The 20,575-nt window shown below is 58.3% G+C and carries 19 protein-coding genes and 1 pseudogene; 4 read left to right on the top strand and 16 right to left on the bottom strand.

Annotated elements, in window-relative coordinates; genetic code table 11:
• The 15 genes and pseudogenes from ACIPL0_RS26025 to rpmH form a co-directional block, all read right to left on the bottom strand.
• Positions 1 to 865: pseudogene (locus ACIPL0_RS26025) on the bottom strand (F0F1 ATP synthase subunit alpha); the annotation flags it as partial.
• A gap of 21 nt (positions 866 to 886) precedes the next feature.
• Complete coding sequence (locus tag ACIPL0_RS26020; protein WP_166593943.1) at positions 887 to 1,423, bottom strand: F0F1 ATP synthase subunit delta; 537 nt, start codon at positions 1,421 to 1,423, stop codon at positions 887 to 889.
• Between the two features lie 12 nt (positions 1,424 to 1,435).
• Positions 1,436 to 1,906 (bottom strand): F0F1 ATP synthase subunit B, encoded by a 471-nt coding sequence (locus ACIPL0_RS26015; RefSeq protein ID WP_400600780.1) that lies wholly within the window; start codon positions 1,904 to 1,906, stop codon positions 1,436 to 1,438.
• A 57-nt stretch (positions 1,907 to 1,963) separates the two neighbouring features.
• Entirely contained in the window at positions 1,964 to 2,221 is a 258-nt protein-coding gene (gene atpE, locus ACIPL0_RS26010) for a F0F1 ATP synthase subunit C (protein ID WP_002555987.1), read from the bottom strand.
• 137 nt (positions 2,222 to 2,358) lie between these two features.
• Entirely contained in the window at positions 2,359 to 3,228 is an 870-nt protein-coding gene (gene atpB, locus ACIPL0_RS26005) for a F0F1 ATP synthase subunit A (protein ID WP_400600782.1), read from the bottom strand.
• Between the two features lie 16 nt (positions 3,229 to 3,244).
• The gene (locus tag ACIPL0_RS26000) at positions 3,245 to 3,652 is read right to left on the bottom strand and encodes a F0F1 ATP synthase subunit I (protein WP_400600784.1); all 408 of its coding nucleotides are present in this window, start codon (positions 3,650 to 3,652) and stop codon (positions 3,245 to 3,247) included.
• A 147-nt stretch (positions 3,653 to 3,799) separates the two neighbouring features.
• A complete protein-coding gene (locus tag ACIPL0_RS25995; protein ID WP_400600786.1) occupies positions 3,800 to 4,672 on the bottom strand; it encodes a ParB/RepB/Spo0J family partition protein in 873 nt (290 codons plus the stop codon).
• A 9-nt stretch (positions 4,673 to 4,681) separates the two neighbouring features.
• Positions 4,682 to 5,476, bottom strand: coding sequence for a ParA family protein (locus tag ACIPL0_RS25990; protein WP_400600788.1), 795 nt, complete (start codon positions 5,474 to 5,476; stop codon positions 4,682 to 4,684).
• An 18-nt stretch (positions 5,477 to 5,494) separates the two neighbouring features.
• Complete coding sequence (gene rsmG / locus ACIPL0_RS25985) at positions 5,495 to 6,139, bottom strand: 16S rRNA (guanine(527)-N(7))-methyltransferase RsmG (RefSeq protein WP_400600790.1); 645 nt, start codon at positions 6,137 to 6,139, stop codon at positions 5,495 to 5,497.
• Positions 6,136 to 8,034 carry a tRNA uridine-5-carboxymethylaminomethyl(34) synthesis enzyme MnmG gene (mnmG, locus tag ACIPL0_RS25980; RefSeq protein ID WP_400600791.1) on the bottom strand — a complete coding sequence of 633 codons (1,899 nt, stop codon included), beginning with the start codon at positions 8,032 to 8,034 and terminating at the stop codon, positions 6,136 to 6,138. Before mnmG ends, rsmG begins: the two co-directional genes overlap by 4 nt.
• Before the next feature lie 530 nt (positions 8,035 to 8,564).
• On the bottom strand, positions 8,565 to 9,935 hold the full coding sequence (gene mnmE / locus ACIPL0_RS25975; RefSeq protein ID WP_400600793.1) for a tRNA uridine-5-carboxymethylaminomethyl(34) synthesis GTPase MnmE: 1,371 nt from the start codon (positions 9,933 to 9,935) through the stop codon (positions 8,565 to 8,567).
• 79 nt (positions 9,936 to 10,014) lie between these two features.
• On the bottom strand, positions 10,015 to 11,694 hold the full coding sequence (gene yidC / locus ACIPL0_RS25970) for a membrane protein insertase YidC (RefSeq protein WP_400600795.1): 1,680 nt from the start codon (positions 11,692 to 11,694) through the stop codon (positions 10,015 to 10,017).
• A gap of 2 nt (positions 11,695 to 11,696) precedes the next feature.
• Positions 11,697 to 11,942, bottom strand: a complete 246-nt coding sequence (gene yidD / locus ACIPL0_RS25965) for a membrane protein insertion efficiency factor YidD (RefSeq protein WP_400600797.1) — start codon at positions 11,940 to 11,942, stop codon at positions 11,697 to 11,699.
• The gene (gene rnpA, locus ACIPL0_RS25960; protein ID WP_400600994.1) at positions 11,935 to 12,339 is read right to left on the bottom strand and encodes a ribonuclease P protein component; all 405 of its coding nucleotides are present in this window, start codon (positions 12,337 to 12,339) and stop codon (positions 11,935 to 11,937) included. Before rnpA ends, yidD begins: the two co-directional genes overlap by 8 nt.
• A 13-nt stretch (positions 12,340 to 12,352) precedes the next feature.
• Positions 12,353 to 12,487 carry a 50S ribosomal protein L34 gene (gene rpmH, locus ACIPL0_RS25955; protein WP_002551315.1) on the bottom strand — a complete coding sequence of 45 codons (135 nt, stop codon included), beginning with the start codon at positions 12,485 to 12,487 and terminating at the stop codon, positions 12,353 to 12,355.
• Between the two features lie 588 nt (positions 12,488 to 13,075).
• Here rpmH and dnaA point away from each other — a divergent pair.
• Genes dnaA through gyrB form a run of 4 tightly spaced genes read left to right on the top strand, consistent with a single transcriptional unit; the run spans position 13,076 to position 19,305 of the window.
• Complete coding sequence (gene dnaA, locus ACIPL0_RS25950) at positions 13,076 to 14,626, top strand: chromosomal replication initiator protein DnaA (protein WP_400600799.1); 1,551 nt, start codon at positions 13,076 to 13,078, stop codon at positions 14,624 to 14,626.
• 35 nt (positions 14,627 to 14,661) lie between these two features.
• Positions 14,662 to 15,765 (top strand): DNA polymerase III subunit beta, encoded by a 1,104-nt coding sequence (gene dnaN / locus ACIPL0_RS25945; protein WP_400600801.1) that lies wholly within the window; start codon positions 14,662 to 14,664, stop codon positions 15,763 to 15,765.
• A 14-nt stretch (positions 15,766 to 15,779) separates the two neighbouring features.
• The gene (gene recF, locus ACIPL0_RS25940; RefSeq protein ID WP_400600803.1) at positions 15,780 to 16,883 is read left to right on the top strand and encodes a DNA replication/repair protein RecF; all 1,104 of its coding nucleotides are present in this window, start codon (positions 15,780 to 15,782) and stop codon (positions 16,881 to 16,883) included.
• Between the two features lie 4 nt (positions 16,884 to 16,887).
• Positions 16,888 to 19,305: a DNA topoisomerase (ATP-hydrolyzing) subunit B gene (gyrB, locus tag ACIPL0_RS25935; protein ID WP_400600805.1), complete on the top strand. Its 2,418-nt coding sequence runs from the start codon at positions 16,888 to 16,890 to the stop codon at positions 19,303 to 19,305.
• Positions 19,306 to 19,364: 59 nt separating this feature from the next.
• On the opposite strand, the gene ACIPL0_RS25930 is transcribed toward gyrB, so the two are convergent.
• Entirely contained in the window at positions 19,365 to 20,480 is a 1,116-nt protein-coding gene (locus ACIPL0_RS25930) for an acyltransferase family protein (protein ID WP_400600807.1), read from the bottom strand.
• Positions 20,481 to 20,575 lie beyond the last annotated feature (95 nt).

Raw genomic sequence — 20,575 nt, 5'->3', positions numbered from 1 at the left:
CTGGGTAAGCTTCACGTCCTGGTGGACGACGCAGCAGCAGGGAGATCTGGCGGTAAGCCACAGCCTGCTTGGACAGATCGTCATAAACGATCAGCGCGTCTTCACCGCGGTCGCGGAAGAATTCGCCCATGGTGCAACCGGCGTATGGCGCCAGGAATTGCAGGGCAGGCGATTCGGAAGCACTGGCAGCCACGATGATGGTGTTGGCCAGGGCGCCGTTTTCTTCCAGCTTGCGAACCACGTTGGCGATGGTCGATTGCTTCTGACCAACAGCGACGTAGACGCAGAAAATACCGCTGTCTTTCTGGTTGATGATCGCGTCGATCGCCAGAGCGGTCTTACCGATCTGACGGTCACCGATGATCAGCTCACGCTGGCCACGGCCGACAGGGATCATGGCATCGACAGCCTTGTAGCCAGTCTGTACAGGCTGGTCTACCGACTTACGCCAGATCACGCCTGGAGCAACTTTCTCGACCGCATCGGTCTCGGTGTTGTTCAGCGGACCTTTACCGTCGACTGGGTTACCCAGTGCGTCGACCACGCGGCCCAGCAGTTCCTTACCAACCGGAACTTCCAGGATGCGGCCGGTGCACTTGGCACTCATGCCTTCAGCCAGAGTGGTGTAAGCGCCCAGTACCACCGCACCAACGGAGTCTTGCTCCAGGTTCAGTGCCATACCGTAGACGCCGCCCGGGAACTCGATCATTTCGCCGTACATAGCGTCGGCCAGACCGTGAATCCGCACGATACCGTCAGACACGCTGACAACGGTGCCTTCGTTACGGGCTTGAGAGGACACATCGAGTTTCTCGATGCGGCCCTTGATGATTTCACTAATTTCGGAAGGATTGAGTTGCTGCATTGCTCTGCTGCCCCTTCAAACTCAAGATTTCAATGCTTCGGCCAGCTGCGCGAGTTTGCCGCGAACTGAGCCATCGATAACCAGGTCGCCGGCGCGGATGATGACACCACCTATCAGGGCAGCATCCTCCGCAGCGTGCAGGCGCACTTCCCGGCCGAGCCGTGCACTGAGAACCTTGGCGAGTTTGTCTTGCTGTTCTTGGTTCAATGCAAAAGCACTGGTGACATCCACATCTACCGATTTTTCCTGCTCGGCCTTGTACAGCTCGAACAGTTCGGAGATCTCCGGCAGAAGCTGGAGACGGTCGTTTTCAGCAACGACGTGGATGAAATTCTGTGCCTTGGCATCGAACTTGTCGCCGCACACTTCAATGAAAGTGGCGGCCTTGTCTGCGCTCGTCAGTCGCGGGGCCTTGAGCAGGCGCTGCATGGTGTCGTCCTGCGACACCGCAGCAGCCAGGCCGAGCATGGCTGACCAATTGGCCAGCTGCTGGTGGGCCTGGGCATGCTCGAAGGCTGCCTTAGCGTAAGGTCGGGCCAACGTGGTCAGTTCTGCCATGATCGCCCTCGCTTAAATTTCTGCAGCCAGTTTATCAACCAGCTCCGCGTGCGCGTTTTGATCGATTGTGGCACCCAGGATCTTCTCGGCACCGTTGACCGCCAGGCTGCCCAGTTGGGCGCGCAGCGCGTCTTTGACGCCGTTCAGTTCCTGCTCGATCTCGGCCTGAGCCTGTGCCTTGATGCGGTCAGCATCGACGCGAGCCTGTTCACGGGCTTCGTCGACAATCTGGGTACCGCGCTTCTTGGCTTGCTCGATGATTTCAGCTGCCTGGGCTTTCGCTTCGCGCAGTTGCTGACCCACTTTATCTTGGGCCAGCTCCAGGTCGCGAGCTGCACGGGTGGCAGCGTCCAGTCCATCCGCGATCTTCTTCTGACGTTCGTGCAAAGCCGCGATGACCGGAGGCCACACGAACTTCATGCAGAACAGCACAAAGATGAAGAACGCAACGGACTGGCCAATCAGGGTTGCATTAATGTTCACGCCAACACCTCGCTCGTTCGTTGTCCATCACACCAATCAACTCGAAAATTCGAGCGATCAGCCAGCGAGTTGACCAACGAAGGGGTTCGCAAAAGTGAAGAACAGAGCGATACCAACACCGATCATGGTTACGGCGTCGAGCAGACCAGCCACGATGAACATCTTGACTTGCAGCATTGGAACCATTTCTGGTTGACGCGCAGCGCCTTCCAGGAACTTACCGCCCAGCAGGCCGAAACCGATTGCAGTACCCAGTGCGCCCAGGCCGATCAGCAGTGCAACAGCGATAGCAGTTAGACCAACTACAGTTTCCATCTTTCCTCCCGACTTTTACGTCGTATTGGTTAGGTTTTCTTAGATTAAAGCGGTAAAGCAAAATCGTTTGTTACATCAAGCCCTTGCGGGCACCCCCTCACCGCAGCGAGGGGATCACAAGACTCGCGAAGCGGGTCTTAATGGTTATCTTCGTGAGCCATCGACAGGTAGACGATGGTCAGCATCATGAAGATGAACGCTTGCAGGGTGATGATCAGGATGTGGAACACGGCCCACGCCCACTGCAACACCACGCCCAGGCCGCTGAGCCAGAGCAGACCGCTGCCGAACATGACCGCGATCAGGATGAACACCAGTTCACCGGCGTACATGTTGCCGAACAGACGCAGCGCCAGAGAAATCGGTTTGGCGACCAGCGTCACGAATTCAAGCAGGAAGTTCACAGGAATCAACAGCACCTGGACAGCAATGTTCTTGCTGCTGAACGGATGCAGGGTCAGTTCGCCCAGGAAGCCGCCAATGCCTTTGATCTTGATGCTGTAGAAGATGATCAGAGCGAAGACCGACAGCGCCATGCCCAGCGTAGCGTTCGGGTCGGTGGTCGACACGGCGCGGAACGGGATGTGGTGGTCACCGGTGATCATGACGGCCAGTTGAGGAATCCAGTCGACCGGAATCAGGTCGACGGCGTTCATCAGGAAGACCCAGGCGAAGATGGTCAGTGCCAGTGGAGCGATCACGGCGCTGCGGCCATGGAAGCTGTCCTTGACGCTGCCGTCGACGAATTCGACCAGCACTTCAACGAAGTTCTGCAGGGCGCCCGGCTGACCGGAAGTCGCTTTTTTGGCGGCCATACGGAAAAACAGGACGAAAATCAGGCCCAGCGCCACCGACCAACCGAGTGTGTCGAGGTGGAAAGCCCAAAAGCCCATTTCCTTTGCTTCGGCCGCGGAATGCGCGAAGCCCCAAGTGCCGTCAGGCAAATGACCGAAGGTCAAGTTCTGCAAGTGGTGCTGGATATAGCCCGAAGCTGTCTGCTCTGCCATGTTTCCCTCAAACGCCCTAAGGTCTCGAAAGTCTTGTTTTCATCAGCAGGGGTGCGAACCAGCTGACCAATTGGGTCAGCATGAACACGCCGAAAACCGCCAGCGGAGCCAGCGGTTTCACGCCTGCAAAGGTCAGTGCGAAAAGCACTGCCGTAAAAATCAGTTTGCCCGCCTCGCCGGCGTAGAACGACCGAACGATGGCTTGAGCGGCCCGGGCCCCGGAAAACCGGAACGCCTTATGGGCAAAGTACAAATTGGGCAGCCACGCTATCAGGCCTCCGCAAAGACCGGAATATCCAGCTACGACACCATGCCACTGCCAAAGCGTCACCGCTGCCAGTAGCAGGAAAATCAGTTGAGCCAACAAAACCGGAAAAACCGCCAGGCGATGGAACGGCAAGCGGTTTGGCGTGCGTGTTTCCATCACATTGGGCTCCTCGTGCGCCGGCGGCCAAAATCAATAACTTGGCATACTTTGTGCCGACAAAATGCGCGCAGAGTATAGGGGCGGTTCAGCCCCTATTCAACTGCCGGGTAGTGATTTCCGACTACACGCTACAGCGCATATGTTTCAACGGATGTGGGCGAGGACCCCTTGCAACTCGTCGAGCGAGTTGTAACGGATCACCAACTGGCCTTTACCCTTCTGACCGTGGCGGATCTGCACGGCAGAGCCCAGCCGCTCGGCCAGACGCTGTTCCAGACGGGTGATATCCGGGTCGGCCTTGACCGGTGCCGCAGCCTCCGGTTTGCCACTGAGCCACTGGCGAACCAGTGCTTCAGTCTGGCGCACGGTCAGACCGCGTGCGACAACATGTCGCGCCCCTTCAATCTGTTGCTCTTCAGGCAATCCGAGCAATGCACGGGCGTGGCCCATTTCCAGATCGCCATGGGACAGCATGGTCTTGATCACATCAGGCAGCGCGATCAGGCGCAGCAGGTTGGCCACGCTGACACGCGACTTGCCCACAGCCTCGGCGACCTGCTGCTGGGTCAGCTGGAATTCGTTCTGCAGACGCTGCAGAGCGATGGCCTCTTCGATGGGGTTGAGGTCTTCACGCTGGATGTTCTCGATCAGCGCCATGGCAATGGCGGCTTCGTCCGGTACATCGCGGACCATCGCCGGGATGGTCTCGACGCCGGCCTGCTGGCTGGCGCGCCAGCGACGTTCGCCGGCGATGATCTCGTAGCGATTGTCAGCGATCGGGCGCACCACGATCGGCTGCATCACACCCTGGGCCTTGATCGAATTGGCCAGCTCTTCCAGTGCCTGCGGGTCCATGTCCCGGCGAGGCTGGTATTTGCCGCGCTGGATCAGGTCCAGCGGCAGGTGTTGCAGTTCGCGCTGGTCGGCCTGAACGGCCTGCTCTTCCAGTGCGGCGACGGTGGGGCTGCTCAGCAGTGCGTCCAGCCCACGTCCGAGTCCTCGTTTCTTGACGGCCATGGGGCTTCCTTAAGTGGGCTGGGCTGCAGCGCGGGCGACGCGACGCTGGCGACGGACCATCTCGCCGGCCAGGGTCAGGTAGGCCAGGGCACCGCGGGAGGATTTGTCGTAGGCCAGCGCCGGCATGCCGAAGCTCGGTGCTTCGGCCAGACGGATGTTGCGCGGGATCACGGTGTCATACAGCTGATCGCCGAAGTGTTCCTTGAGCTGCGCCGAAACATCGTTGATCAGGCTCAGACGCGGGTCGTACATGGTGCGCAGCAGACCTTCGATCTTGAGCTCAGGGTTGAGCAGCTCGCCGATGCGCTTAATGTTATCCACAAGGTCGCTCAGACCTTCCAGTGCGTAGTATTCGCACTGCATGGGGATAATCACACCGTCGGCGGCAACCAGGGCGTTGAGGGTCAGCATCGACAGCGACGGCGGACAGTCGATCAGGATGTAATCGTAGTTCTCGCGAATCGGCGCCAGCGCAGTACGCAGGCGCGCTTCTTTCATCTGCATTTCCAGCAGGACCACTTCCGCCGCGGTCAGGTCGCGGTTAGCCGGCAGCAGTTGATAACCGCCGTGCTCGGAAAAGTGCATGGCCTGATTCAGATCGCATTCGCCGATCAGCAGGTCGTAGACCGAATGCTCCAGCCCATGCTTATCCACACCGCTACCCATGGTGGCGTTGCCTTGTGGATCGAGGTCGATCAGCAGCACCCGTCGCTTGGTGGCGACCAGCGATGCTGCGAGGTTGATGCAGGTGGTGGTTTTACCCACACCACCTTTTTGGTTCGCGATCGCGAATACCTTAGCCATTCTTGCGTGTGTTCCCTGTCATGCCGTGCGGCGCAGTATCAGCAGATGCCGTTGGCCTTGGCAACCGGGTACGGCCAAGGCTTGCGCGCTTTCCAGATGAAAATCTGCGGGCAATGCTACCAGTTCGTCTGCAGGATGCAGACCTTTCATTGCCAGCCAGCGTGTCCGCTCATCGCCCATGTGACGAGTCCACTGGGTGAAGTCTTCCAGACTGCTGAAGGCACGGGAGATGATCCCGGTAAACGGCAACTCGGGTTGATACGCTTCGGCACGACTGTGGATAACTTCCAGGTTGTCGAGTTTGAGCTCGAGTTTGACCTGGGTAAGAAAACGGGTCTTCTTGCCGTTGCTGTCCAGCAACGTGACTTTCAGCTGTGGAAACATGATCGCCAGCGGAATGCCGGGCATGCCGCCGCCGCTGCCAACATCCAGTTGCCGTTCGCCATCGATGAACGGCACGACGCTCAGGCTGTCGAGCAGATGACGCGAGACCATTTCATCCGGATCGCGCACGGCGGTCAGGTTGTAGGCCTTGTTCCATTTGATCAGCAGTGCGAGGTAAGCCAGCAACCGGCTGTGCTGGGTCTCGCTCAGGTCGATGCCCAGCTCGCGGGCACCGAGGGTCAGTTCTTCTGCGTGTTGCGGGGTGACCATAGAACTCAAGCGCTTTGCTCCAACTGACGGCCCGCGCCGCGTTTTTTCAAATGAATCATCAACAGGGAAATCGCTGCGGGGGTCACACCCGGAATGCGCGAGGCCTGCCCCAGGGTTTCCGGGCGAGTTGTCCCCAGCTTGCCCTGAATCTCTTTCGACAGACCGGAGATCGCACTGTAGTCGATGTCGTCCGGCAGCTTGATGTTTTCGCTGGCACGCAGGCGGGCGATCTCATCCTGTTGACGGTCGATGTAACCGGCGTACTTGGTCTTGATCTCGACCTGCTCGGCGACCTGTGGATCGATCGATCCCTCTCCGGTCAGCGCGATCAGGTTGGCGTAGTCCACTTCCGGACGGCTCAGCAGATTGAGCAGATTGTATTCGTGGGTCAGCGGCGTGCCGAAATGCGCGGACACCGCATCGCCCTGCTCGGTACCCGGACGGATCCAGGTGGATTTCAGGCGCTGCTCCTCGCGCTCGATCCCTTCACGCTTGGCGCAGAAGGCTGCCCAACGTGCGTCATCGACCAGACCCAGCTCGCGACCTTTTTCGGTCAGGCGCAGGTCGGCGTTGTCTTCACGCAGGATCAGACGGTATTCGGCACGGGATGTGAACATCCGGTACGGCTCCTGGGTGCCCAGGGTGATCAGGTCGTCGACCAGTACGCCGATGTAGGCTTCGTCGCGACGCGGGCACCAGCTGTCCTTGCCCTGCGCACGCAGCGCGGCGTTGGTGCCGGCAAGCAGACCTTGTGCGCCAGCTTCTTCATAGCCTGTGGTGCCGTTGATCTGGCCAGCGAAGAACAGACCGCCGATGACCTTGGTTTCCAGGCTGTACTTCAGGTCGCGCGGATCGAAGTAGTCGTACTCGATGGCGTAACCCGGCCGCACGATATGGGCGTTTTCCATGCCACGGATCGAACGCACGATCTGCAACTGCACGTCGAATGGCAGCGAGGTCGAAATCCCGTTCGGGTAAAGCTCATGGGTGGTCAGGCCTTCCGGCTCGATGAACACCTGATGGCTTTCCTTGTCGGCGAAGCGATGGATCTTGTCTTCGATCGACGGGCAATAGCGCGGGCCGATGCCTTCGATCTCGCCGGCATCGGAGTACATCGGCGAACGGTCGAGGTTGGCGGCGATGATTTCGTGGGTCCGCGCGTTGGTGTGGGTAATCCAGCAGCTGACCTGACGCGGATGCTGTTCTTTCGAACCCAGGAACGACATCACCGGAATCGGCGTATCGCCCGGTTGCTCGGTCATCACCGAGAAATCCACAGACCGGCCATCGATGCGTGGTGGCGTACCGGTTTTCAGGCGACCGACCCGCAGCGGTAATTCTCGCAGACGACGTGCCAGGGCAATCGATGGAGGATCGCCGGCACGACCGCCGGAATAGTTCTGCAGACCGATGTGGATAAGTCCGCCGAGGAAGGTGCCGGTGGTCAATACCACGGAGTCGGCGAAGAAACGCAGACCCATCTGCGTGACCACGCCACGGACCTGATCCTGCTCGACGATCAGATCGTCGCAGGACTGCTGAAATATCCACAGGTTCGGCTGGTTTTCGAGGATCTCGCGGATCGCCGCCTTATAGAGAATGCGGTCGGCCTGGGCGCGGGTTGCCCGCACGGCCGGACCTTTGCGGCTGTTGAGCACGCGGAACTGGATGCCACCCAGATCGGTAGCCGTTGCCATGGCACCGCCGAGCGCATCGATCTCTTTGACCAGATGGCTTTTACCAATGCCACCAATGGCGGGGTTGCAACTCATCTGCCCGAGGGTTTCCACGTTGTGCGTCAACAGCAGGGTTTTTACACCCATGCGTGCAGACGCCAGTGCTGCCTCGGTACCGGCATGACCGCCGCCGATGACGATCACTTCAAAACGGGAAGGGAAATCCACCACGCACCTCGTGCCTGTTTTTCGGGGGGAATAGGAAATTGGCGGCAAGTATAGGGACTTCGCCCCTCTGAAAGAAACCTTTTGCGCAAAATTTAACCAGCTGTGGATGAGTGGCGGCAAAAGAAACTAAAAAGAAGGAAATTTATAAAATCTTTGTTTTTATGTTTATGTATGGTGAACCACCTTTCTGTGGATAAAGTTCCACAGCCCATATTTATCAACATGTACAGCGATTCATAACTCTGTGTTCATGTGCCCGGGAGGCCCTTGGATAACACCTTTAAGCCTGTGGATTAAATGGCAGGTTGTCCACAAGCGGGTTTATCCTCACCGTAGAAGCCCACTTATCTACTGAGCTGAGTGGCAGTTATGCACAGAGCTCCTGCGCTGAAGAAAATGCGAGAACAGAAGAAAAAACGGACGGCGCGAAGCCTTCCGGACAGGTCAGCCAGGAAAGCAGTGGATATCTGAGGGGAATGAGAGATCAGGCAGGTCGGAGAGAAGTGACCTGCCTGTGGGCAACGCGAACGCTATTTGCCGATGCAGAAGCTGGAGAAGATGCGCCCGAGCAGGTCGTCGGAGCTGAATGCACCGGTGATTTCACCCAATGCCTGTTGCGCCAGTCGCAGATCCTCGGCCAACAACTCGCCAGCACCGGCCAGGGTCAATTGCGATCGCCCGTGTTCCAGGGATACGCCAGCCTTTTGCAGCGCCTCGATATGGCGCCGACGGGCGCTGAAGCTGCTCTCGGCGGTCTGTTGATAACCCATGCAGGCCTTCAGGTGCTCACGTAGCAACTCAAGCCCTTCTCCCCCGCTCCTGGCGCTGAGGCTCAACGTGACGTGGCCGTCATCGCTGAGTTCAAGCCGCTCTGCGTCGCCACTGAGATCAACCTTGTTGCGGATCAGGGTGACTCGCGAAGGGTCTGGCCGCTGTTCCAGAAACTCTGGCCACAGGGCAAACGGATCGACGGCTTCCGGGGCCGTGGCGTCCACTACCAGCAGTACGCGATCCGCCTCGCCAATGGCTTTCAACGCCCGTTCGACACCAATCTTTTCCACCGTGTCGTCGGTATCGCGCAACCCGGCGGTATCCACCACGTGCAGTGGCATGCCATCGATGTGGATATGTTCGCGCAGGACATCCCGGGTCGTCCCGGCGATCTCGGTGACAATTGCCGCTTCCCGGCCTGCCAGAGCGTTGAGCAGGCTCGATTTGCCGGCATTCGGACGACCGGCGATCACCACGGTCATGCCGTCACGCAGCAATGCGCCCTGATTGGCCTCGCGCAAGACGGTGGATAACTGCTCACGAACCTCGTCGAGTAACCTGAGGACGTGGCCATCGGCAAGAAAGTCGATTTCTTCCTCGGGGAAGTCGATGGCAGCCTCCACGTAGATACGCAGGCTGATCAGTTTTTCCGTGAGGTTATCCACACGGCGGGAGAAGGCTCCCTGCAGCGAGCGCAGCGCATTGCGTGCAGCCTGCTCGGAACTGGCCTCGATCAGGTCGGCAATGGCTTCGGCCTGCGCCAGGTCGAGCTTGTCGTTGAGGAAGGCACGCTCGCTGAATTCGCCCGGCCGGGCCAGACGGCTGCCGAGTTGCACACAGCGCTGCAACAGCATATCGAGAACCACTGGCCCACCATGGCCCTGCAATTCGAGCACGTCTTCACCGGTGAACGAGTTCGGACCGGGGAAATACAGCGCGATGCCTTCGTCGATGATGTCGCCCTTGGCATCGTGAAACGGCCCGTAATGGGCATGCCGGGGCTGTGGTTGCTTACCGATGATGGCCTGAGCGGCAGCACCTGCCAGCGGGCCGGAGATACGCACAATGCCGACGCCACCACGGCCCTGGGCAGTGGCGATGGCGGCGATGGTTTCACGAGGGACGTTCATGGTCCGGCTCCTGAATAAACTGACAGATAGCAAAACGCCCCACGAGGGGGCGTTCTGAAGGACTTGTTCACAGGGTAGATCAGGCAGCGGCTTTCTTGGTCTTCGCCTCGATGCTGCGGGTGATGTACCACTGTTGGGCGATGGACAGGGTGTTGTTCACAACCCAGTACAGCACCAGACCTGCAGGGAACCACAGGAAGAAGAAGGTGAAGATGATCGGCATCAGCTTCATCACCTTGGCCTGCATCGGATCCGGTGGCGCCGGGTTCAGACGCTGCTGGATGAACATGGTCGCGCCCATGATGATCGGCAGGATGAAGAACGGATCCTTGATCGACAGGTCGGTAATCCACAGCAGCCATGGGGCCTGACGCATTTCCACGCTTTCCAGGAGTACCCAGTACAGCGACAGGAACACCGGCATCTGCACCAGAATCGGCAAGCATCCACCCAGCGGGTTGATCTTCTCTTTCTTGTACAGCTCCATCATCGACTGCGACAGCTTCTGACGGTCATCGCCGTGTTGTTCTTTCAGTGCAGCCAGGCGCGGAGCCACGGCACGCATCCGCGCCATAGACTTGTAGCTGGCAGCCGACAGCGGGAAGAACAGGCCTTTGATCAGCATGGTCAGGAAGATGATCGACCAGCCCCAGTTGCCGACGATGCTGTGGATATGTTGCAGCAGCCAGAAGATCGGCTGGGCAATGAACCACAGAATGCCGTAGTCGACGGTCAGTTCCAGGCCTGGGGACAACTCTTTCAGTACGGCCTGGCTCTTCGGACCGGCGTACAGCGTCGTGGTGGTTTCCGCCTTGGCACCCGGTGCAATGGTCAGTGCAGGACCGGTGAAACCGATGATGTAGTTGCCGGCGCTGTCCTTGCGGGTGGTGACAGTGTTGCTGTCAGCCTTGTTCGGAATCCACGCGGTCACGAAATAGTGCTGCAGCCACGCTACCCAGCCACCTTGAACGGTGTCTTTCAGCGAGCCTTTGTCGATGTCCTTCATGGAAACCTTTTTGTAAGGCTCCGAAGGTGTCCACATGGCTGCGCCCAGGTAGGTCGCAGTGCCGGTCGCAGTGGTCGACGACGGGTCGGCACTGGCATCGCGCTTGAGCTGAGCAAACAGGTTGCCGTTCCAGGCCTGGGCGCTCTGGTTGTCGATCAGGTAGCTGACGGTCAGGTCATACAGGCCGCGCTTGAAGGTGAAGCGCTTGATGTAGTTGACGCCGGCATCGCTGAATTTCAGATCGACGACCAGATCGTTCTGACCGTCGGCCAGTTGATAACTTTTCTGCGCGGTCGCGTAGACAGGACGGCCGGTGCCGCGGGCATCCGGACCGTTGATGCCGGTCAGGCCGCTCTGGGCAAGGAAAGTACGCTCACCACCGTTGTCGAACAGTTGGAACGGAATCTCCGGATGGTCCTGACGACGTGGATACAAAGGCAGACGCAGCTGCACCACATCACCGCCGACCGGGTCGATTTCCACGTTCAGTACGTCGGTCTTCACCTGGATGAGGTCTTTGCTGACCGCTGCCGGTGTTTCGACAGGTGCAGCAGCTTCGCCAGTGGCGCTCGGCACGTCTGCATTGGCGGCAGTCGAACCTTGTGGAGCGTCAGGAAGTGCGGACGTGTTGGTAGTGGCGGCAACATTCTGAGTCGGCAGGGCAGCCTGACCATAGTCCTGGTTCCATTTCAGGACACCGACATAGGTCACGATTGCCAGGGCGACGATCAGGATTGTGCGTTTGATATCCATGATTACTCGGCCATCGAAGAGGAACGGGAGGTAGGGACTGGTGGAACCGGGTCGAAACCACCGGGATTCCACGGATGACAGCGACCTAAGCGACGTAATGTCAGCCAGCCGCCGCGTACCAGGCCATGATTTTCTATGGCTTCGTACGCGTAGCAGGAGCAACTGGGGTAGAAACGACAGTGACTGGCCATCAGAGGACTAATGGCGTAGCGGTAAAACTGGATCGAAACGAGCGCCAGTTTACGCATCTGGACTGTCTACCCCCGCAGTTTCGGTTTTGACTTCTTTGGTTGGTCGGCTACGCGCCAGACGTTTCCAGAGCTTGCCGAAATGCTGAATCAATTCGGGGTTTTCAATGTCACCCAAGCCTTTACGCGCGACAACCACGATATCCCAGCCAACCAGAGTGTCCTGGTGAAGGCGGAATGATTCGCGCATCAGGCGTTTCAGACGATTGCGCTGAACGGAGAGCTTGACGCTCTTTTTGCCGATTACCAGACCCAGACGGGCATGGTCCAGCTCGTTCTCGCGCACAAGGAGCAGGAGATTCTTCCCCGGAACCTTGCCGGTTGGGGAGTCAAAGACTGCCTTGAAATGTCGGGGGGTCAGCAGACGCTTTTCCCGACTGAAGTCTCGACTCACCACCTGTGCCGAAAAATCAAACTGCCAGACGCTTACGGCCTTTGGCGCGACGACGCGACAGAACTGCACGGCCGTTTTTGGTAGCCATGCGAGCACGGAAACCGTGGGTGCGGGCGCGCTTGATGGTGCTCGGTTGGAAAGTACGTTTCATGGTGTGTTACCTGGTTCGTCCACAACGGGCCGGAATGACCCCGTTTTAAGAGAGCGGGGATTCTAGAGAAAGCAAGCCCGCAGGTCAATTTCCAACCAGCTTTTCGTGCAAGTGCCTCTTATATGGATAGGTAAGGTCTGACGGATGGGCGCGTCACGTGCAGACTGGCTTAGACATAAAAATAAAGAAGGAAAGTATTTAAAGCTTTTCTGTAAAGCTTATAAGAGCTAGGGAGCGACCTGTCTGTGGATAACCTGATCAAGCCCTTGTTTTACCTGATGTACAGAGAATCATAAGGTTGTCCACAAGCGGTGATTGCCCTGTGCTGCGCTATCGGAAAACCTGTGCACGGAATCGATGGTTATCCACAGCGAGGTTATCCACAAATTTTCGGCCCGGGTTATGCAAAGAGCTGAAGTGCAGTTATCCACATAGCTTATTCACATGCCGACGGTCGGCTTTTACTCCGATAAGATCTTGATTTTGAGGTGTCTACACGTCTCCTGTATGTGGATAAGTCAGCGGCGGGTGGTTACAATGGGCGCTTGTTTTTTTGCCTCACCGGCTTTTGATACTCAGGGGATATCCGTGTCAGTGGAACTTTGGCAGCAGTGCGTGGAGCTTTTGCGCGATGAGCTGCCGGCCCAGCAATTCAACACCTGGATCCGTCCGCTACAGGTCGAAGCCGAAGGCGACGAGTTGCGTGTCTATGCGCCCAATCGTTTCGTCCTCGACTGGGTCAACGAGAAGTATCTGAGCCGTCTGCTCGAACTGCTCGGCGAGCACGGCCAGGGCATCGCGCCAGCGCTTTCCTTATTAATAGGCAGCAAGCGCAGCTCAGCCCCCCGTGCGGCCCCCAATGCACCATTGGCAGCTGCCGCTGCTGCGGCGGCCTCTCAGGCTGCCCAGGCGCAGAGCACCGCCACCAATGGCGCTACTCCGCCTGCACCCGTTAGCGAGCCGGCTACAGCGCCGGCGCCGGTCGTTCAGGCCAGCCTGGATGTCGACGACGACGAGCCTTCGCGCGCCAGCTTCGACCCGATGGTGGGCGCGGCATCTCAACAGGCACCCGCCCGCGCCGAACAGCGTAACGTGCAGGTGGAAGGTGCGCTCAAGCACACCAGCTATCTCAACCGCACGTTCACCTTCGAGAATTTCGTCGAAGGTAAATCGAACCAGTTGGCCCGCGCTGCTGCATGGCAGGTCGCCGATAACCCCAAGCACGGCTATAACCCGCTGTTCCTTTATGGCGGTGTCGGTCTGGGTAAGACTCACTTGATGCACGCTGTGGGTAACCACCTGCTGAAGAAGAACCCGAATGCCAAGGTGGTTTACCTGCATTCCGAGCGCTTCGTGGCAGACATGGTCAAGGCGCTGCAGCTCAACGCCATCAACGAATTCAAGCGCTTCTATCGTTCGGTCGACGCGTTGCTGATCGACGATATCCAGTTCTTCGCTCGCAAAGAGCGTTCCCAGGAAGAGTTTTTCCACACCTTCAACGCCCTGCTTGAAGGCGGCCAGCAGGTCATTCTCACCAGTGACCGCTATCCGAAAGAGATCGAGGGCCTCGAAGAGCGTCTCAAGTCCCGCTTTGGCTGGGGCCTGACCGTTGCAGTAGAGCCTCCGGAGCTGGAAACCCGGGTCGCCATTCTGATGAAGAAGGCCGATCAGGCGAAGGTGGAACTTCCCCACGACGCTGCGTTCTTCATTGCCCAGCGAATCCGTTCCAACGTGCGTGAGCTCGAAGGTGCGCTCAAGCGTGTAATCGCACACTCGCACTTCATGGGCCGTGATATCACCATCGAACTGATTCGCGAGTCGCTGAAAGATCTGCTGGCGCTGCAAGACAAGCTGGTCAGTGTGGATAACATTCAGCGCACGGTCGCCGAGTACTACAAGATCAAGATCTCCGATCTGCTGTCCAAGCGTCGTTCGAGATCGGTCGCCCGTCCACGGCAAGTGGCGATGGCGTTGTCCAAGGAACTGACCAACCACAGTCTGCCGGAGATCGGCGACGTGTTTGGCGGACGCGACCACACCACGGTGTTGCACGCCTGCCGCAAGATCAATGAACTTAAAGAATCCGACGCGGATATCCGCGAGGACTACAAGAACCTGCTGCGCACGCTGACAACCTGATGTCGACGCAGCTTATCAAGGCAAGGGACTAGACCATGCATTTCACCATTCAACGCGAAGCCCTGTTGAAACCCCTGCAACTGGTCGCCGGCGTTGTCGAACGCCGCCAGACCTTGCCGGTTCTGTCGAACGTGCTGTTGGTCGTCGAAGGCCAGCAACTGTCCTTGACCGGTACCGACCTGGAAGTCGAGCTGGTTGGACGCGTGCAATTGGAAGAGCCTGCCGAGCCGGGCGAGATCACCGTCCCTGCGCGCAAGCTGATGGACATCTGCAAAAGCCTGCAGAACGACGCCCTGATCGATATCAAAGTCGACGATCAGAAGCTGGTGGTCAAGGCCGGTCGCAGCCGTTTCACCCTGTCGACATTGCCGGCCAACGATTTCCCGACCGTTGAAGAAGGTCCGGGCTCGCTGACGTTCAGCCTGGTGCAGAGCAAACTGCGCCGTCTGATCGAGCGCACCAGCTTCGCCATGGCGCAGCAGGACGTTCGTTACTACCTCAACGGCATGCTGCTTGAGGTGCAGACCGGCATTCTGCGTGCGGTCGCCACTGACGGTCACCGTCTGGCGATGTGCTCGATGGCCGCCGAAATCGAACACGAAGGCCGTCATCAGGTAATCGTTCCACGCAAGGGTATCCTTGAGCTGGCGCGCCTGCTCACCGAACAGGACGGGCTGGTCAGCATCGTGCTGGGTCAGCATCACATCCGTGCAACCACTGGCGAATTCACCTTTACCTCGAAGCTGGTCGACGGCAAGTTCCCTGACTACGAGCGCGTGCTGCCTAAAGGTGGCGACAAGCTGGTGGTCGGTGATCGTCAGGCTCTGCGTGAAGCGTTCAGCCGCACGGCGATTCTGTCCAACGAGAAGTACCGTGGCATTCGTCTGCAACTGGCCAGCGGTCAGCTTAAAATCCAGGCGAACAACCCTGAGCAGGAAGAAGCGGAAGAGGAAATCAGCGTCGACTACAACGGTGGCTCACTGGAAATCGGCTTCAACGTCAGCTATCTGCTGGACGTTCTGGGCGTGATGACCACTGAACAAGTGCGCCTGATTCTTTCCGACTCCAACAGCAGTGCGCTGGTCCAGGAGTCGGGCAACGACGATTCGGCTTATGTTGTCATGCCGATGCGTCTGTAATCAGCAGCCACTAGATGTCTCTTAGTCGCGTCTCGGTCACCGGGGTGCGCAATCTGCAACCGGTGACCTTCTCCCCCTCTCCTCGTATCAACATCCTTTATGGCGCCAATGGCAGTGGCAAGACCAGTGTCCTGGAAGCCATACACCTGCTCGGCCTCGCCCGATCCTTTCGTAGCACCCGCCTGCAGCCGGTCATTCAATACGATCAGCCGGCATGCACGGTATTTGGTCAGGTCCAACTGAGCGAAGGCGGCCACAGCAATCTCGGCATTTCTCGGGATCGCCAAGGTGAATTCCAGATTCGCATCGACGGTCAGAACGCCAAAAGCGCTGCGCAACTCGCCGAAGCTTTGCCGCTGCAACTGATCAATCCGGACAGTTTTCGTTTACTCGAAGGCGCCCCAAAGATCCGTCGGCAGTTTCTGGATTGGGGAGTGTTCCACGTGGAACCTCGCTTCATGGCCACTTGGCAGCGTTTGCAGAAGGCCTTGAGGCAGCGAAACTCGTGGCTTCGGCATGGTACACTTGACGGCGCTTCGCAGGCGGCCTGGGACCGGGAGCTGTGCCTGGCCAGTGAGGAAATCGACGAATTTCGGCGTGCCTATATAAAGGCGTTAAAGCCAGTCTTTGAGCAAACTTTGAGCGAGCTGGTGCAGCTTGAAGGTTTGACCCTGAGTTATTACCGCGGCTGGGACAAGGACAAGGACTTGAGCAGCGTGCTCGCCTCCTCTCTCCATCGCGATCAACAAATGGGTCACACCCAGGCCGGACCACAACGTGCCGATCTACGCCTTCGACTTGGCGGACACAACGCCGCCGATATCCTTTCGCGCGGACAGCAAAAGCTGGTGGTCTGCGCGTTGAGAATCGCTCAAGGGCATCTGGTTAACCATGCCCGCCGCGGAGAATGTATTTACCTCGTCGACGACTTGCCGTCTGAACTCGACGAGCAACATCGCAGCGCATTGTGTCGCTTGCTGGAAGAATTACGCTGCCAGGTTTTTATCACCTGTGTAGATCATGAATTGTTGAGGGAAGGCTGGCAGACGGAAACGCCAGTGGCCTTGTTCCACGTGGAACATGGCAGTATCACCCAGACCCACGACCATCGGGAGTGAATGCATGAGCGAAAATCAAACGTACGACTCGTCCAGCATCAAGGTGCTTAAAGGACTCGACGCCGTACGCAAGCGTCCCGGTATGTACATCGGCGATACGGACGATGGCAGTGGCCTCCACCACATGGTGTTTGAGGTGGTTGATAACTCGATCGACGAAGCACTCGCCGGTTACTGCGACGACATCACCGTCATTATTCACCCAGACGAATCCATCACCGTTCGCGACAACGGTCGCGGCATTCCGGTCGACGTGCACAAAGAAGAAGGCGTTTCGGCAGCCGAGGTCATCATGACCGTACTGCACGCCGGCGGTAAATTCGACGACAACTCCTACAAAGTATCCGGCGGTCTGCACGGTGTAGGTGTGTCGGTGGTGAACGCGCTGTCCGAAGAGCTGAACCTGACCGTGCGTCGCAGCGGCAAGATCTGGGAACAGACCTACATTCACGGCGTCCCTAAAGAGCCGATGAAAATCGTTGGCGAGAGCGACAGCACCGGTACCGAGATCCACTTCAAGCCATCGGCTGAAACCTTCAAGAACATCCACTTCAGCTGGGACATCCTGGCCAAGCGGATTCGCGAACTGTCTTTCCTCAACTCCGGTGTCGGCATCGTCCTCAAGGACGAGCGCAGCGGTAAGGAAGAGCTGTTCAAGTATGAAGGCGGTCTGCGTGCATTCGTTGAATACCTGAACACCAACAAGACTGCGGTCAACCAGGTGTTCCACTTCAGCGTCCAACGTGAAGACGGTGTCGGCGTCGAAATCGCCCTGCAGTGGAACGACAGCTTCAACGAAAACCTGTTGTGCTTCACCAACAACATTCCGCAGCGCGATGGCGGCACTCACCTGGTGGGCTTCCGTTCGGCACTGACGCGCAACCTGAACAACTACATCGAGCAGGAAGGTCTGGCGAAGAAGCACAAGGTCGCCACCACCGGTGATGATGCCCGTGAAGGTCTGACCGCGATTATTTCGGTGAAGGTACCGGATCCGAAGTTCAGTTCGCAGACCAAGGACAAGCTGGTTTCGTCCGAGGTGAAGACCGCCGTGGAACAGGAGATGGGCAAGTACTTCTCCGACTTCCTGCTGGAAAACCCGAACGAAGCGAAAGCCGTTGTCGGCAAGATGATCGACGCGGCACGTGCCCGTGAAGCAGCGCGCAAGGCGCGGGAAATGACTCGTCGCAAAGGCGCTCTGGATATCGCCGGCCTGCCGGGCAAGCTCGCTGACTGCCAGGAGAAGGACCCTGCCCTTTCCGAACTGTACCTCGTCGAGGGTGACTCCGCGGGTGGTTCTGCCAAGCAGGGCCGCAACCGCAAGACCCAGGCGATCCTGCCGCTCAAGGGCAAGATCCTCAACGTGGAAAAAGCCCGCTTCGACAAGATGATCTCGTCGCAGGAAGTCGGCACCTTGATCACTGCGCTTGGCTGCGGTATCGGTCGCGAAGAGTACAACATTGAAAAGCTGCGCTATCACAACATCATCATCATGACCGATGCTGACGTCGACGGTTCGCACATCCGTACCCTGCTGCTGACTTTCTTCTTCCGGCAGTTGCCGGAACTGGTCGAGCGCGGCTACATCTACATCGCCCAGCCGCCGCTGTACAAGGTGAAGAAAGGCAAGCAGGAGCAGTACATCAAGGACGACGACGCCATGGAAGAGTACATGACGCAGTCGGCCCTGGAGGACGCAAGCCTGCACCTGAGCGAATCCGCGCCAGGCATTTCCGGCCCGGCGCTGGAAAAACTGGTCAACGATTTCCGCATGGTCATGAAGACCCTCAAGCGCCTGTCGCGCCTGTACCCGCAGGAACTGACCGAGCACTTCGTCTACCTGCCACCGGTGTCGCTGGAGCAACTGTCCGACCACGCCGCCATGCAAGACTGGCTGGCCAAGTTCGACGAGCGCCTGCGTGTCGGCGAGAAGTCCGGTCTGGTCTACAAGGCCAGTCTGCGCGAAGATCGCGAGCGTAACGTCTGGCTGCCAGAGGTCGAGCTGATCTCCCACGGCCTGTCGAACTACGTCACCTTCAACCGCGACTTCTTCGGCAGCAACGACTACAAGACCGTCACCGCACTGGGCGCTCAGATCAGCACCCTGCTTGAGGAAGGCGCGTACGTACAACGTGGCGAACGCAAGAAATCGGTCACCGAGTTCAAGGAAGCGCTGGCTTGGTTGATGGCGGAAAGCACCAAGCGCCACACCATTCAGCGATACAAAGGTCTGGGCGAGATGAACCCGGATCAGCTGTGGGAAACCACCATGGACCCGACCGTGCGCCGCATGCTCAAAGTCACCGTGGAAGACGCTATCGCTGCCGACCAGATCTTCAACACCCTGATGGGTGACGCTGTAGAACCGCGCCGCGACTTCATCGAGGCCAACGCGTTGGCGGTATCGAACCTGGACTTCTAAGGTTCAACCGCTGCAAGACCAAACCCCGGCCGATGAAAATCGTCCGGGGTTTTTTGTATCTAGGCGGCGCCCTTTCTCAACCCTGTCCAGTAAGCCTTCAGCCCTTCGAACCGGGTGTTGAGTTGCGCGGCAAAACCATGCCGTCTGGCCATGGCCGGTTTCTCGATGAAGTGCCACGAGCATATCGCCGCGATCAGCACGACAGGGAACGCCAGCAGCATCATGCTGATCGGGCCGATGCCCTTGAGCTCATGAGCCAGGATTTCCTGGACCGGAAAGGCGTAGATGTAGACTCCATAGGAATAATCGCCGAGCTGGTTATAGCGATCGATCAGGCGATTACTGGCAAAGCCCAGGTAGAACACCAGATAAGTCCAGGCCAGCACGAAGCACTCGAAAAAATACGGTTTCTGGTATGACCAGGCCGCCAGCGCCGTCAGTGGCAGCAGCCAGAGGACGCGGTGCTGAATGTGCTGGCGGTATCGGTACAGCGCCATGCCCAGAACGAACGGCAGGCTCCAGTTGAAGAAGAACTGCGCACGGTGGAGGTCACTGAGCAGCGTGGTATTGGCCAGCACCAGCTTGAAGGCGATATAGCTCAGGGCGTAGATCAGCAGGAAAAAGGTGAATCGCCGGCCGCGCTCATAGAAAGCAAAGGCGCCGAGCCCGCCGACAAGGATGTACAGCGTCACTTCGTAGAACAGTGTCCACAGCGACCCATTGATCCCCGGATAGGGGTTATCCTCGAACACGCCGGGCAACTGGAATTTCATGTTGAACAGCATGAGGTTGTTGCTGAGGTAACTGTAAATGCTGCCGCTGCGCAAATATTCTGCCGTTCCCAATGTCGTAAATATCGGGCCGACGACAAACGCCGACAGCAGCAGCACCAGCGCCAGCCCGGGGTAGATACGCAGGAAGCGCGCGGAGAAGAAATCGAGGTTGCTGGGGGCGCGGTCGCGACTCAGGGAAATGAAAAAGCCGGACACGCAAAAGAATGTGATCACCGCCAGTTCGCCCAGCGAGATACCGAGCCAGGACGACAACGGCTCGACGGCGCCGGTCCCCAATGCCAGTGGATAACTGTGGGAGATCAGCACCGCCGTGGCAGCGAGCATCCTGATCAGGTTGAAGTTATTGTTTCGTCTGGACGCCAGATCACCCAATGTATTCATATCGCCTCCGCCCGCGATCAAGGCAACAACGTTCCGATCCATTCACCGCTGTGCCGTCCTGAACGACCGGCAATACCTGAGGGGGCTGGAATTGT

This window comes from Pseudomonas sp. NPDC090208 (genome assembly GCF_044746785.1).
In the GTDB taxonomy this organism is placed as follows: domain Bacteria; phylum Pseudomonadota; class Gammaproteobacteria; order Pseudomonadales; family Pseudomonadaceae; genus Aquipseudomonas.
Note: the sequence above shows the minus strand (reverse complement) of the source record. Positions and strands in the feature narration are given on the sequence as shown.